16 protein-coding genes are annotated in these 14,601 nt (G+C 30.4%); 6 read left to right on the forward strand and 10 right to left on the reverse strand.

Annotated elements, in window-relative coordinates; translation table 11 throughout:
• Nucleotides 1-2 precede the first annotated feature (2 nt).
• The 10 genes from atpB to BTO16_RS13490 all read right to left on the reverse strand — a co-directional run bounded on the left by atpB (nt 3) and on the right by BTO16_RS13490 (nt 8,451).
• Nucleotides 3-1,139, reverse strand: a complete 1,137-nt coding sequence (gene atpB / locus BTO16_RS13445) for a F0F1 ATP synthase subunit A (RefSeq protein ID WP_105022183.1) — start codon at nt 1,137-1,139, stop codon at nt 3-5.
• Nucleotides 1,140-1,219: 80 nt separating this feature from the next.
• A complete protein-coding gene (locus BTO16_RS13450; RefSeq protein WP_105022184.1) occupies nt 1,220-1,609 on the reverse strand; it encodes a DUF6168 family protein in 390 nt (129 codons plus the stop codon).
• Nucleotides 1,602-1,820 (reverse strand): AtpZ/AtpI family protein, encoded by a 219-nt coding sequence (locus BTO16_RS13455; RefSeq protein ID WP_105022185.1) that lies wholly within the window; start codon nt 1,818-1,820, stop codon nt 1,602-1,604. The genes BTO16_RS13450 and BTO16_RS13455 overlap by 8 nt, the downstream gene beginning before the upstream one ends.
• Complete coding sequence (locus tag BTO16_RS13460; protein WP_105022186.1) at nt 1,783-2,157, reverse strand: bactofilin family protein; 375 nt, start codon at nt 2,155-2,157, stop codon at nt 1,783-1,785. Before BTO16_RS13460 ends, BTO16_RS13455 begins: the two co-directional genes overlap by 38 nt.
• Before the next feature lie 25 nt (nt 2,158-2,182).
• Nucleotides 2,183-4,405: a type IX secretion system periplasmic lipoprotein PorW/SprE gene (porW, locus tag BTO16_RS13465; RefSeq protein WP_245892118.1), complete on the reverse strand. Its 2,223-nt coding sequence runs from the start codon at nt 4,403-4,405 to the stop codon at nt 2,183-2,185.
• A 121-nt stretch (nt 4,406-4,526) separates the two neighbouring features.
• Nucleotides 4,527-5,222, reverse strand: coding sequence for an ABC transporter ATP-binding protein (locus tag BTO16_RS13470; protein ID WP_105022187.1), 696 nt, complete (start codon nt 5,220-5,222; stop codon nt 4,527-4,529).
• Between the two features lie 11 nt (nt 5,223-5,233).
• Nucleotides 5,234-6,700 carry a DUF5687 family protein gene (locus BTO16_RS13475; protein WP_105022188.1) on the reverse strand — a complete coding sequence of 489 codons (1,467 nt, stop codon included), beginning with the start codon at nt 6,698-6,700 and terminating at the stop codon, nt 5,234-5,236.
• A gap of 52 nt (nt 6,701-6,752) precedes the next feature.
• Entirely contained in the window at nt 6,753-7,451 is a 699-nt protein-coding gene (locus BTO16_RS13480; protein WP_105022189.1) for a hypothetical protein, read from the reverse strand.
• Between the two features lie 3 nt (nt 7,452-7,454).
• Nucleotides 7,455-8,111, reverse strand: a complete 657-nt coding sequence (locus BTO16_RS13485; RefSeq protein ID WP_105022190.1) for a hypothetical protein — start codon at nt 8,109-8,111, stop codon at nt 7,455-7,457.
• Between the two features lies 1 nt (nt 8,112).
• Nucleotides 8,113-8,451 carry a PadR family transcriptional regulator gene (locus BTO16_RS13490; protein ID WP_105022191.1) on the reverse strand — a complete coding sequence of 113 codons (339 nt, stop codon included), beginning with the start codon at nt 8,449-8,451 and terminating at the stop codon, nt 8,113-8,115.
• Nucleotides 8,452-8,770: 319 nt separating this feature from the next.
• Here BTO16_RS13490 and dinB point away from each other — a divergent pair, with 319 nt between their 5' ends.
• The 6 genes from dinB to BTO16_RS13520 all read left to right on the forward strand — a co-directional run bounded on the left by dinB (nt 8,771) and on the right by BTO16_RS13520 (nt 14,600).
• Complete coding sequence (dinB, locus tag BTO16_RS13495) at nt 8,771-9,853, forward strand: DNA polymerase IV (protein WP_105022192.1); 1,083 nt, start codon at nt 8,771-8,773, stop codon at nt 9,851-9,853.
• A gap of 75 nt (nt 9,854-9,928) precedes the next feature.
• Nucleotides 9,929-10,405, forward strand: coding sequence for a GNAT family N-acetyltransferase (locus BTO16_RS13500; protein WP_105022917.1), 477 nt, complete (start codon nt 9,929-9,931; stop codon nt 10,403-10,405).
• Nucleotides 10,406-11,515, forward strand: coding sequence for an NAD(P)/FAD-dependent oxidoreductase (locus tag BTO16_RS13505; protein WP_105022193.1), 1,110 nt, complete (start codon nt 10,406-10,408; stop codon nt 11,513-11,515).
• The gene (locus BTO16_RS13510) at nt 11,516-12,679 is read left to right on the forward strand and encodes an NAD(P)/FAD-dependent oxidoreductase (RefSeq protein ID WP_105022194.1); all 1,164 of its coding nucleotides are present in this window, start codon (nt 11,516-11,518) and stop codon (nt 12,677-12,679) included. It abuts the gene before it with no gap.
• On the forward strand, nt 12,679-13,398 hold the full coding sequence (locus BTO16_RS13515; protein WP_105022195.1) for a methyltransferase domain-containing protein: 720 nt from the start codon (nt 12,679-12,681) through the stop codon (nt 13,396-13,398). Before BTO16_RS13510 ends, BTO16_RS13515 begins: the two co-directional genes overlap by 1 nt.
• 149 nt (nt 13,399-13,547) lie before the next feature.
• The gene (locus tag BTO16_RS13520) at nt 13,548-14,600 is read left to right on the forward strand and encodes a type III polyketide synthase (RefSeq protein WP_105022196.1); all 1,053 of its coding nucleotides are present in this window, start codon (nt 13,548-13,550) and stop codon (nt 14,598-14,600) included.
• Nucleotide 14,601: the final 1 nt, after the last annotated feature.

Here is a 14,601-nt window from a genome sequence, read left to right on the forward strand (position 1 = left end):
CATTAATGAGCTTCAGAATGTTCTGCTACTGCCATACCAATAAATAATGCTGAAAGCATTGTAAAGATATATGCTTGTAAAAAAGCAACTAAAATCTCAATTAATAATATAAAAAATGATAATACTAAAGACAATCCTGTTGCACCGACCACACCAAGTGATTCTTTTAAGGTGAACATAATTGCAATTAAACTCATTATCACAATATGACCTGCTGATATGTTTGCGAACAAACGTACTAATAACGAAAAAGGTTTGATTATTAAAGCTCCTATTAACTCTATAACCGCTAAAATTGGTCTAAATAAAACAGGTACACCTGGCATCCAAATCATGTGCATCCAATAATCTTTATTCCCACTAAAAGTATAAATTACTAAAGTAAAGATAGCTAAACAAGCAGTAACAGCTATTTGACCAGTAACGTTAAATCCTAATGGTGTTAACCCTACTAAATTTAAAACCCAGATAAAGAAAAACACTGTTAATAAATACCCTGTAAATCTTCTGTAATGTTTTTCACCAATATTTGGTTTTGCAATTTCATCACGAACGTATAAAACTAACGGCTCTAAAACTCTAGCAAAACCTGTTGGTACTTGCTTTGTTTTGTACTGTTTTGCTAACCTTGAGAACCAAAACAACAATAAGAAGCCAATAAGAAGGATTCCTACAACACTTTTAGTAATAGAGAAATCTAATACTTTGTGTGCATTTGTAGCATGGTGTGTTTCATCAGAGGACACAGTTGCAGCCTCTTGATCTAATTCATGAATTTTAGAATGGATTTTAACAAATTTTAATCCGTTTTTCTCTACAATTACATGACCATCATCATTATGATGAAACTCTGATGACATAAAAGTTACAAGTCCATTCGATGACCATAAAATTACAGGTAAAGGAAAACCAACATGTTTTCTTTCTCCTTCAACACTAGTGTAAGACCACAAAGAAAAATCGTGCGAGTCTTTAAGGTGATGAAGAATATACTCTTCAACTTCAGTTTTTGTGTTTACACGCCCACCATCGTTTGAGCTGTCGTATTTTGTGTCAGATTCTAAAGCATAACCTACCGTTGTAAATAGGGCTAATACTACTATTGTAAGAAATTTGACTGTTTTTTGTGCAATCTTCATTATTGAAATACGCTTTCTAAATTCGGCGCAAAGGTATGTAATAATTCAAAAGTATAAAACATTTATTAATTGATTTTTTTTTATTCTTGTTTGTTTAGGATTTTAGCAACAAAAAAAGCCTCTGTTAATAAAAAAAGTAGCGTAGGTGTAAGTAGCGATAATCGTGCTATTTGAGATAAATTTTCTTCATTAAAGATAGGTTGATAAAAGATTGCACAGAAAAGCAAAATTTTAAAAAGAAGAGCACCTAAATAGATAAAACCAAGTTGAGAAAAAATTTTATCAACAGAAGACAAGACCTTAAAATTGACACAAATTAAGAGCGAAAACCCTAAGTGAAATAGGTATACTTTACGCAAAGAAAAAGGTAAAATAATCTGTTGTTTTTCAAGTATGTTTTCATTTAAAGAAAAACACACTAAAAAGATAGAAAAGAAAACTACAGTATACAGAAAAAGTGTTTTAATCATTAATTCTGTTAGCTTGTTTTATTAATGAATACATTGCTAAAAAAATAGCAAGAAGAGTAACTGTTTGTGTTAAAAAAGCAGTTACAAAAACGGTGTCTAACCATTTCCCTAAAAGAAAGCCAAGATAAATGATAAGTCCCATTTGTAACCCTGCTCCAGAAAGTTGCAGGGCTTTATTTAAAGATTTTTTTGAATTTTGATTCTTTTCCATCCGTTTTTTCGGCCTTTTTAATAATTCCTGTCATTATACAACTTGCATTAAAATCTGCTCCGGGCTCTATTGAAAGTTTGCCAACAACTACGTCTCCAGAAATTTTTGCTATTGATTTTACTGTTAATGTTTTCTCAACTTTTAGGTTTCCAGAACTTTCGCCTTCAATATCCGCCACAGCAGCTATAATGTTTCCTTTTACACTTCCTGTAGCACCAATAATAACCCTACCTTTAATGGTTAAATTGCCTTCTAAAGTGCCATCAATTCTAAAATCTCCATCCGCTTTTATATCACCAACAATAACAGTGTTTTTAGCAATTACGTTTCTTTCCATAGTTTTGGGTTTATTTTATTTAAAACTATTTTTCTATTTGTAGTATAATTTCTTTTGCTTTTTTACCTTCTTCTGTGTTACCATAGCTAACAGCAACAAACTCTAAAGCAATTTTATAAGCCTCTTTACCTTTGTATTTACCAATGGCATATGCTTTTAAAAGCTCAAATTTTGGCGTTAAATTAGCATTTGGTATGGTGGTAATAAACGCATCAATCTTTAAAACAGCTTCTTCAAATTTACCTTCTTTATACAAATAATACATTTTTTTGTATTCTTTTTCTACCTTATTTAGAGCAACTTCTTCCGTTACTATTTCATTAGGGTTTAAAATTATTTGCGCAAATTTGGTGTCTGGATATTCTTTAAGAATCAGGTTTTTATGCATTTCAGATTTTTCTGCATCGCCTAAACTGTTATAAATTTGATACAAATGCCAGTTTATAGGTAAAATTAATTCTTTCTTCGGATTTAAAGTAGCCAATCTTTCTAAGCGTGATTTTGCTAAATTCTGATTTTTAAATTGCTCCTTATAAATTAATCCCAATTCATATAAAGCTTGATTTCTATCAATCTTTAGGCTGTCGATAGTTGCTGTTTTATAAGGAATAGTACTTAAATAGGAATTTAAATCATATCTTAAATTTACCGTATTTACTTGTACGGAATCCTTTGTTGCTTTGCTTCCGATTGTTGCTTTTTCAGACCATCTCCAGTTATCTTCCAGCCTTCGGTTACCCCAAATTTTTTGAAATTCGGTTTTACCAAAAGACATCGATTGATTGTTGTAAAAGTACCAACTACCTTTTTTACCCGATTGCAAACCAGGGCCAGAATTGCCAAATGCCATTTGATTTAAACGCAGTTGAGCAGCATCTTCATCCGTTTTTTTAAGTTTTTCTATATAATTTTCAAAATATTGTTTTTGCTCGTCTTTAGATAAAGATGCAATTTTTACAATACTATCATTTGTAGTAACAATTTTCTCGAACTTAATTAAGGAAGAAAGGTTTCTATACTTTCTTTTAATTCGTCTAATTCTAATATCTACACTGTCTTTAGAAACTTGTAAAACACTATCGTAATAAGCACTGGCATATTGGTATTCCGAATCTTTAAAGTACAAATCACCTAGTTTTTCGTAGGTAAAAGTCTTTTGTTTGTCACTTCCGTTTTTAGCTCTTAAAGAATTATTATAATTATTTAAAGCTAATTTAATACTGTCATTATTTTGATGTAAAACACCAGTTTGATAATACAACTCGTCTAAATAAGGTCTATTATCTCTGTTTTTAATCAGCTTTTGCATTCTTTCTAATAAAGTGTTCGATAAAGAATCTTTAGAGAAATTTTTTGCCAATTCTATATTTGCGTGAATTTTGTATTTATAAGGCGCTTTTTTAAAGTTTGCCAATTTATTGAAAACAGAAAAGGCAGAATCTTTTTTATTTTCATCACTATAAATTTGCCCTAAAATAAATAAGTTTCTTGCTCCTTGCGCTCTATTTTTTAAAGTTCTAGTTGCTAATTGTAAGTGCTTTTTAGCATTTTGCATACTATCACTTTTTACATACGCCATCGCTAGAGCTGTGTGGGCCTGTTCTTTAATTTTATCTGGTAAATCAGCTTCTAAAGAATCTCTAACAATCAATAACAATTTCATTGCCTCAATAGCAGTTTCTTCATTGTCAATTCTTGTATTTGCTTTTGCTCTCCAGATTTTAGTTTCTGCAATTAAATCCGCTTGCGGATAATTTGCAATTACATAGTTTAAAGCGTCTATTGCAGGAATAAAACGTTGTGTGTAATAACGAGATTTTCCCAACAATAAATAAGCGTTGTCAATTTGTCTGTTGTGTTCTGTTCCATCGATATTCATACCGTGCTTTTGAATGGCTTTTACGGCTTTTTCTTCGGCTCTTTCAAAAGTGGTTAATTCTTTTTTTTCCTCTCCAGATGCTGCTCCAAAACCAGCTCCAGGGTTCGAGTTAAAAGACTCTAAAACTATTTTATCTTCTTCAAAAACAATTGGTTCAATTGGTAAGCGATTAAACCAATCGTCTTTATAACCCGTATTTATTTCTTCAATACCTTTGTTAAAGGCTTCTTGGCCGTTAAATAAAACGTTGAATTTTGTGGTGATCGCATGAAAATTTCTGTTGATAACAGTATCTTTTTTTGTGCTACAAGAATATGCAGCAATAAAAAGAATAAGAATCACAATTATTTTTTGAGTGTATTTTTTCACACGGATGCATCTAAATTAAAAAATATTTTAAAGAAACTAAAAACTCTTATATAAAACTATTTTCTAAGGGAAAAAGTATACATAAGAGCGTAAAAATAGTAATAAAATAAGAATAGTCTCTTTAAACTGAAAAATAGCTTTCTAATTCTTTTAAAGTTTCTGTGGATGTTTGGATGTCTTTTACCACATTTCCTTTGTCTAAAACCACAATTCTTTCGCAAACTTCGGTTACGTGTGTTAAATCGTGGCTCGAAATTAAAATGGTAACTTGTTTGTTTCTAGTTAATTCCTTAATAATTATTTTTAATCTAATTTGTGTTGTAGGGTCTAAATTGGCAAAGGGTTCGTCTAAAACAACCACTTTTGGGTTTCCCATCATTGCGGCAACAATTCCTGCTTTTTTTTGATTTCCTTTACTTAAATCTCTTAAATATTTTTTCTTTCCTGTAATTTCTCCGTTAAAAAAATCATCAAATTGTTCTAAATATTTTGCAACATCAGCTTTGTTCATTCCTCTTAAATCGCCAATAAACTCAAAATATTCTTCCGGAGTTAAATACCCAATTAAAAAAGATTCATCAATAAAAGAACCTGTAAATGTTTTCCATTCTTCGCTTTTATTTACTTGAATATCATGATTTACAATTGCTCCAGTAGTTGGCCTTACCAAATCTAGTAGTATGTTAAAATAGGTCGTTTTTCCTGCTCCGTTATTACCTACCAAACCAAAACTTTGACCTGTAGGAATTTCTAATGAATCGATATGTAAAACTTCCGTTTTTCCGTATTTTTTTGAAAGTTGCGTAGTTTGTATCATTATTTTGTGTCTTAGTTTTCTTGATTAAATGCGTGAATCATTACATATTTATTTGTAATGTATTTTTTGGTGATAAAAGCCATTAATTTTTGATGAAAAGCAATACCGATAAAGCCTAAACCTGCAATACCGACTACTGCAATTTCGAAACTTACGAGCCAATCAATTAGTGCAAAAAGACCCATTGGTAATAGCATTAAAGGTAAACCGATTAGCCATTGTACAGCGCCTGTTCCTTGAAGGTTAAAAGCCGCTTTTTCATCCAAATTTATTTTTTTTCTATTAAAAGTTCCTCCATATAAAATTACATGTGTGTTTACACCAACATTATAAATCATGGCTGCAAAATGAACCAATAAAACTTTCCATCCAAAATATATATAAGGAATTCCCAATACAAAAAGAGCCACAACACTAATCGTCATAATTGTGAATTTAGATTCTAAATACCGATGGTATTTAAAATTTTGACTCATAAACATTTTGTAATAGCCAGAATCCCAAGCAGGAATAAATTGCCCAAAATTAATTAAAAAGGTTCCGGTAGAAAATATTCCTACAAAAACATACATAAATTGCATTTCTCTATACATTGGCTGCGGATAAAAGAATAAACCATATAATAAACCCATTAAAATCATCCAAGTTGATGATTTTGTGCGCTTGTTTCTCCACATTAAACGTAAATCATTTTTTATAAAGGGCGCTAAATCACCTAATTTATCTGCAAACGATAAATCGGATGCGTTTGCTTCTTTTGTTTTTTCTGATATTAATGCATCCAAATAAACCTCGTTTCTTAATTGTTTATAATTTAATACGTAAAGAACAATCAGTAAAACTAAAAATGCAATTGCGGTTATTGGGTTCTGGCAAATAAAATCAAAACCTTCACCCACAAAACCAGCCAAATTAAAAACTTCATACTGTTGCACTAGAAAACCACCAATTAACAAGGTTACTAATCCGCCAAGGGCGATATTATTTTTATTGATTAAAAAATTTAAAAAGTTAGCAGACTGAATCAATAAAATCATGGTTGCTAGCCAGCCTAATACGCCGGTAACTTCATAACCTTCTTTGATTAAAACGACTGAAAAAGGAATGTAAAAAAACAAACTCATGATATTAAAAAATGAAAATGACGATTTTACTAAAATAAAGTGTACAATTTTATTTCTTGGAATGTTTAAGGTTAGTAACGGTTTAATGTTCATTACAGGTAATTTTTGCATGATGTATCTAAAAATTAGATCGCCAACAATTGCAAAAAGCAAAAATGAATTGACTAAAATAAGTGGATCTTTATCTGGGAATTGTTCTTCTAGGATGTAAAACCCTCCAATACCAATTATTAAAAAGGAAGCCGTAAAATAGAGCGCAAAGAGTACCAAAAGAATATTTAAAAAAACACTTTTTTGCCAATTTGCAGACCTAAAATATTGTTTCCATTCTAATTTTAAAAAGTGTGAAATCATAAGTTTAGTAAATTAGTTTGATTGCTAATAAGTAGTTGAAAAACGTGTTTTGTTACAGATTGTTTATAAATTTATATTCGGGATAGGTTTCTTGCAACAATTCTTCTGCTTTTTGCGGAATAACAATAAGAGAAATATATGAATATAAGATTGCTAAAGTTATTAAACTAGCCACAAATACTTTGGTATATAAGGATTCTGAATATCTTAAAAAAGCTGATAAATTAAAAATATTTGAGAAAATTATGACGCTGCTAAAAGCACTTACTTTAAATATTATATCTTCTAAAAGGTATTTTTTATTATTGTCTTTAAATCTTTTTTTTGATTTTTTTGAAAGTTTTGAAGCTAAGAAAATGTCAATAAAAGCTAAAATTAGCATTAAAACTGATAAATAATGAATGTTAATATTTAAAGACATCAATAGATAAAAAAACATAAAAATTGAGGCAGTAATCATTATTTTAGGAATAGTGAACCATTCTTTCATAATAGACCAAAGAATTTTATTGTATTTTTTTCCTAATTGTTTTTGTCTACTTTCTACAATATCCATAAAACCAAAAACCCCAAACTTTTTAAAGGATGTATCTCTAGCTTGCTCAAAGGATAAATTAGGGTTTTCTTCTGAAATTTGTTCAATATCATTTGCTAAATGATCTACTAATTCTGTTTGTACATCATAATATTCTACATAATGTTTACGAGTAAAAATGTAGAGTTCTTGTATTTGTTCTGTTGAAAGTTCCATAGTTTATGAAATTTTATGTTTTTTGATGGCTTCTAGGTGTTTTTTATAAAAATGGAAATAGCTGTAAGTGCTAAAAATAAATGCCATTAAAATCCCTGATTTAGAAGCATCAATAAACCCATCATTATCAAGGAAGTTTAGATTAATTAAAAACAAAAAACCTACTAAAGCATTTAAACTTTGGGTTTTTAAAATAAAACTATAAGTAGTTTTTTTCTCGTTTTTATATTTTTTAAATAATAATAAAAGGAAGAACATAAAAGACAAAACTGTTACTATTTGAAAAAATAAATGAATACTGTTTTTTATTATTTCCGTAAAAAAAGTATTTGTTTTTACTATTATAAAATAAGGAATAAAATAAGTTGGTAGAATTAAGAAAAACCATTTTTTAAAATACTTTTTTGCTTTATCAATCACAATTTTTGGTGCAGTGTATGCAACCCCAAAATAAAAGCTTGATGATTGTTTTAAATGCTTATCCCAAATATCTGTAACTAGGTAAAAAATAGTTTCAAAATCTACATTTTCATCGACTAATTTTACTTCAATATCAGAAATAATATGGTCAAAAACTTCCATTCTTAAATCGATATAAGTAATGTCTTTTAAATTCAAATAGTCTTCTACTTTTTGCAGTTGCTCTGTTGTTAATTCCATCTTATTCCATACTAAATTTAGGATTCACCAAATGTTGCATCGTTTTTAAAAACTCCTGCATTTCTTCCAACTTATTGGCAGTTTCTTTGGTGCCACTTTCTGTGAGTTTGTAGTACTTTCTAAGTCGGTTACCAACTTTTGCAACTTCTACAGCTAACAAACCATCAGCTTCTAATTTGTGTAAAGCTGGGTACAAAGCGCCTTCTGTAATTTGCAATTCGCCTTTGGTAAGTTCTTTTACATGCTGCGTAATTTCGTAACCGTACATTTTATCATTGGTTTCTAATAATTTTAAAATGATGGTTTGCAAAGACCCTTTGTATAATTTCTGATTTCCCATTTTTTTATGTGTAATTACTAGTCATTGCGAGGAACGAAGCAATCTGTTATTTGTTTATCACTAAACTTAAATTTCTACTTTCACTTCAATTGATTTCGATTTTTCGTCGAAATTATATTGAGAAGTCATTTTTAATCAATTGAATTAAAAAACACTTCGTAAGTACATTTCTTAAAATTCAAATATACATAATTTTTTGATGCATAGAATTCTTAGGTATAAATATTTTTAGAATTGATTCGATTTATAATACATTTAAAAGAATCACAAAACTTTTAAAAATATGTAAAATTTGGGTCTCATTTTGTAATTTCGGGAGATGGAATTGCAACCTCCTTTTCGCAAAATAATTCATGTAGATATGGATGCCTTTTATGCATCTGTAGCGCAATTAGACAATCCTGAATTAAGAGGAAAAGCCATTGCTGTTGGCGGAAACGAATTAAGAGGTGTTATTTCTGCAGCCAGTTATGAAGCGCGTAAATTTGGTGTAAAATCTGCAATGAGCAGCAACTTAGCCAAACAAAAATGTCCGCATTTAATTTTTGTAAAAACCGATTTTGCGCGTTACAAAGAAATATCAGCAAAAATTAGAGCCATTTTTTACGAGTATACAGATTTGGTAGAACCTCTTTCTTTGGATGAGGCGTATTTAGATGTTACAGAAAATAAAAAAGGGAATCCGTCTGCAAATGATATTGCCAGAGAAATTAGACAACGAATTTTTGATGAAATTGGTTTAAGAGCATCCGCAGGAATTTCTATCAACAAATTTATAGCAAAAGTAGCTTCGGATATTAACAAACCAAACGGACAAAAAACAGTGCATCCAAATGAAGTAATTCTGTTTTTAGAAGAATTACCCGTCAATAAATTTTACGGAGTTGGTAAAGTTACTGCCGCAAAAATGTATAATTTAGGTATTTTTGTAGGAAATGATTTAAAGAAGAAATCTTTAGAAGAGCTAGTTAAATTCTTCGGAAAAGCAGGAACAAATTATTATAATATTGTTAGAGGAATTCATAATAGCAAAGTAAAACCGAATAGAATTCAGAAGTCTATTGCTGCAGAAAGAACGTTTAATGAAAACATTTCTTCAGAAATTTTTATGATTGATAAATTAGAGAAAATTGCTGATGAATTAGAAAGACGCATGAAAAAATCTGACACGAAAGGAAAAACGATTACGCTAAAAATTAAATATTCAGATTTTACGCAGCAAACCAGAAGCAAAACAAAAGCAGTTTTTATGCAAACGAAACGCGAGTTTTTCCCGGTGGTAAAAGAATTGCTATTTCAAGAAAAATTAAAAAATTCTGTACGTTTATTAGGGATTTCTTTCGGAAATTTAAACACAGAAAAAAAGGAACCAGTTTGGGTGCAATTACAGTTTGAGTTTTAACGCGCAGTGTCTTTTTGTATTTTACAGAAAAATGGTTTAAATGTTTGGTTGAGCGTAGTCGAAACCTATATAAAAATGAAAACAGAAATACTAAGAACAAATTCAGAAAACCAAGATTTCGTTATTCTGATTCAGCATTTAGATGCGTATTTAAAAATTACGGATGGCGATGAACACGCTTTTTACAATCAGTTTAATAATATTGACGTCATTAAAAACGTGGTTGTAGTTTATGCTGATAACAAAGCTGTTGGTTGCGGAGCAATTAAAAAGTTTGATGCTGAAACAAGTTCAGCACAATTGAAAAATGCTGCGGAAGTAAAGAGAATGTTTGTTTCTTCGGATTTTAGAAACCAAGGGTTTGCACAAAAAGTATTGCAAGAACTAGAAATTTGGGCAAAAGAATTAGGCTATAAAAATTGCGTTTTAGAAACGGGAAAAAGACAACTTGAAGCTGTAAAGTTTTATCAGAAATGCAACTATAATGTGATGCCAAATTACGGCCAATACAAAGAAATGGAAAACAGTATTTGTTTTCAAAAAAAGATATAAATGAATTACAGTTATTGGGAATTAAAAGAATGGTTTACCAACATCGATTTTACAATTGTTGGTAGCGGAATTGTAGGTTTAAATTGCGCTTTAGTGCTAAAAACAAAGCATCCAAAAGCAAAAATTTTAATTCTTGAAAAAGGAATGTTACCACAAGGCGCAAGTACAAAAAATGCAGGTTTTGCTTGTTTTGGAAGTTTGTCAGAAATTATTGACGATTTAAATTCTCACACAGAAGAAGAGGTTTTTAATTTGGTAGATCAGCGCTGGAAAGGAGTACAATTATTGCGTGCAAATTTAGGAGATAAGAACATCGATTTTCAGCAAAATAAAGGCTTTGAATTGTGCAAAGATCAAGCTTTTTTTGAGGAATGTATCTCTCAAAAAGAGGAAATTAATCAGTTGTTAAAACCTATTTTTAAAGCAGACGTTTTTTCTGTTTCCGATAATGCTTTTAGTTTTCAAAAAGTACATCAGCAATACATTGTAAATAATTTTGAAGGTCAGATTGATACGGGTAAAATGGCAGCAGAACTGTTATTGAAAGTCCAAAAATTAGGTGTTAAAATAGTAAATACTATTTCTGTGGACGGTTTTACTGAGGCAGGAAACAAGATTGAAGTAAAAACCGATAAAATAAATTTTACAACCACTAAACTATTTATCGCAACAAATGGTTTTGCTTCGCAGCTTTTACAAGAAAATGTGCAGCCAGCAAGAGCGCAAGTTTTGATTACCAAACCTATTAAAAACTTACACATAAAAGGAACTTTTCATTTGGATAAAGGCTACTATTATTTCAGAAATATTGATGATAGAATTCTCTTTGGAGGCGGAAGAAATCTCGATTTTAAAACCGAAGAAACTACCGAATTTGGTGAGACAGCAATCATTCAAAATGAATTAGAAAAAATAGTAAAAGAAACTATTTTACCAAACACCAATTTTGAAATTGAACACAGATGGAGCGGAATTATGGGTGTTGGAAATCAGAAAAAAGCAATTGTAAAACAAGTTTCGGAAAATGTTTTTTGCGGAGTGCGTTTAGGCGGAATGGGAATTGCAATTGGCAGTTTGGTTGGTAAAGAATTGGCAGAATTATTAAAATAAATGGAGAAAATTATTGAAACTAAAAATCAACTAAATAGCAACTTTTTTGCTGATGTTATTATAATTGGAGGCGGTTTAGCAGGTTTGTGCAATGCCATTCATTTGTCTAAATTTGGTAAAAAAGTTTTATTAATTGAGAAAAATGAATATCCAAAACACAAAGTTTGTGGTGAATATATTTCGAATGAAGTGTTGCCATATTTGAGGTTTTTAGAGATCAATCCTTTTGATTTTGGCGCTGTAAAAATTGATAATTTTCAACTTTCAACTACAAAAAATAAGCTAGTTTCAGCCAAGTTACCTTTGGGCGGATTTGGGATTTCTCGTTATACGTTAGATTTAGAATTATCAAAAAAAGCAATCAAAAATGGCGTAAAAATTTTGCAAGATTCCGTTGTAAATGTTGATTTTTTAGAGGATGTTTTTCATGTTGAAACAAAAGAAAACAATGTCTTTAAATCAAAAATTGCGATTGGCGCTTTTGGAAAACGTTCTTTGTTAGATGTAAAAATGGATCGTGACTTTATTCAAAAAAAATCCCCTTATTTAGGCGTAAAAATTCATGTAAAAGGAGATTTTCAGCAAGACTTAGTGGCGCTTCATAATTTTAAAGGAGGATATTGCGGTGTTTCTAAAGTAGAAAATAATGCTATTAATTTGTGTTATATTACGAATTATTCAGCTTTTAAAAAGTATAAAAATATTGATGATTTTCAGGAAAATGTTGTGTTTAAAAATCAATTTTTAAAAGAAATTTTCCAAAATACAAATCCAATATTTGACAAACCACTTTCTATTAGTCAGATTTCTTTTGAAACAAAAAAACCAATTGAAAACCACATGATGATGTGTGGCGATTCTGCGGGTATGATTCATCCGCTTTGTGGCAACGGAATGAGTATGGCAATTCAATCTGCACAAATAGCATCTAAATTGATTCTAAATTATTACGAAGGTGTTATTTCATCAAGAAGTGAGCTCGAAAAGCAGTATCTTAGACAGTGGAATCAACAGTTTAAATGGCGTTTAAAAGCAGGGCATTTTATAGCAATGTTATTTAGAAAAGATACAATTGCCAACATATTATTACAAATTTTAAGACGAGTTCCTTTTTTAATTCCGATGATTATTAAACAAACGCACGGTAAACCGATGAAATTATAATGGAGTTTTTTATCAGCACAAAAAACAGAACTGACAAAGAAGAATTGATGGACGATTTTTCTATAGGCGGCGATTTATTAAGAGATACTTTAGATAAATTAGAAAATATAAATCGTTGGTTAGGAGGAAATAAAGTAACCGTAAACGGATTAATAACAATTTTAAAAAACAGCTCAAAATCGCAAGAAATTACAATTATAGATATCGGCTGTGGTCACGGAGATATTTTGCGAGATGTTGCTAAGTTTGGCAGAAAAAATGGCTATCAATTTAAGTTAATTGGTATTGATGCAAACCCGACTGCGATTGAATATGCAAATGAATTGTCTATAGAATATCCAGAATTGAGTTTTGAAACCCAAGATATTTTTTCTGATGAATTTAAAAAAAGAAAGGTTGATGTAGTTTTAGCGACTTTATTTTTACACCATTTTAAAGAGCCAGAATTGGTTTCCTTTTTAGGTACTACTTTAAAACAAACTAAAATAGGAATTGTTGTAAACGATTTACACAGACATAAATTAGCGTATTATTTATTTATGTTATTATCTATTTTTATAAGTAATAAAATGATTATCGAAGACGGATTAACTTCTGTTTTAAGAGGATTTAAAAGAACCGATTTAATTGAACTGTCAGAAAAAATAAATGTAAAACCTACTATTTCTTGGAAATGGGCATTTCGATATTTATGGATTTTAAAAAGTTCAAAGGTTTAAGTTTCAAATTCAAAGTTGAAATAAATTAGAGGAATTTAGGCTTCTGTAATCAGAGAAAATCCGAGAAAGCCGTGTCAAAAAAAGATATAAAATAAAACTCCGAGAATCGCTGCGAAAAAGCTTTGTGATTCTCTGTGTAATAACAAAATATGAAAGTAAAAATAACATCGGTTGCAAAGCAACTCCCAAAATATTACCGAGAAACAAAAGATATCATTCCGTTTGTACAACTATGGATGCAAGATCAAGACACTCGTTTTCAACGAAAAGTAACGAAGCTTTTTGAAGGCGCTGGTGTAGACAGGCGTTACTCAATTATGGATCCTGAAGAGGTTTTTACAGCGACTTCTTTTGAAGATAAAAACAATATTTATGCAAGAGAAGTGGTACAATTGGCAGAACAATCTTTAAAAAAATCCTTAGAAAAAGCCAACTTAAAAGCCACAGATTTAGATTACATTATTACCGTAAGTTGTACAGGAATTATGATTCCTTCTATGGATGCCTATTTGATAAATTCTTTGGGAATGAAGCAAGATATTGTGCGTTTGCCAGTTACAGAAATGGGCTGTGCAGCAGGAGTTTCGGGCATTATTTACGCTAAGAATTTTTTAAAATCAAATCCAAATAAAAGAGCAGCAGTAGTTGCGGTAGAAGCGCCAACAGCAACGTTTCAATTAGAAGATTATTCGATGGCAAATATTGTAAGCGCCGCTATTTTTGGTGATGGTGCATCCGCAGTAATTTTGTCTTCTTATGAAGATGATAAAGGACCTGTAATAATAGACGAAGCCATGTATCATTTTTATGATGCAACGCATATGATGGGTTTTAATTTGGTAAATTCTGGTTTACAAATGATTTTGGATAAGGAAGTTCCGCAGAAAATTTCAGATCATTTTCCGGCAATTGTACATCCGTTTTTAGAACGAAATAACTTAACGATTGAAGACGTTAATCACTTGATATTTCATCCCGGAGGAAAAAAAATTGTGCAAACTGTAGAAGCTTTATTTGGAGTTTTAGGTAAAAATATAGACGATACAAAAGAGGTTTTAAGATTGTACGGTAACATGTCTAGCGCAACCGTTTTATATGTTTTAGAACGTTTTATGGATCGAAATCCTGCAAAAGGAGAACGCGGATTAATGCTTAGTTTTGGTCCAGGTTTTTCTGCACAAAGAATTTTGTTAGAGTGGTAAT

This window comes from Polaribacter glomeratus (genome assembly GCF_002954665.1).
GTDB lineage: Bacteria > Bacteroidota > Bacteroidia > Flavobacteriales > Flavobacteriaceae > Polaribacter > Polaribacter glomeratus.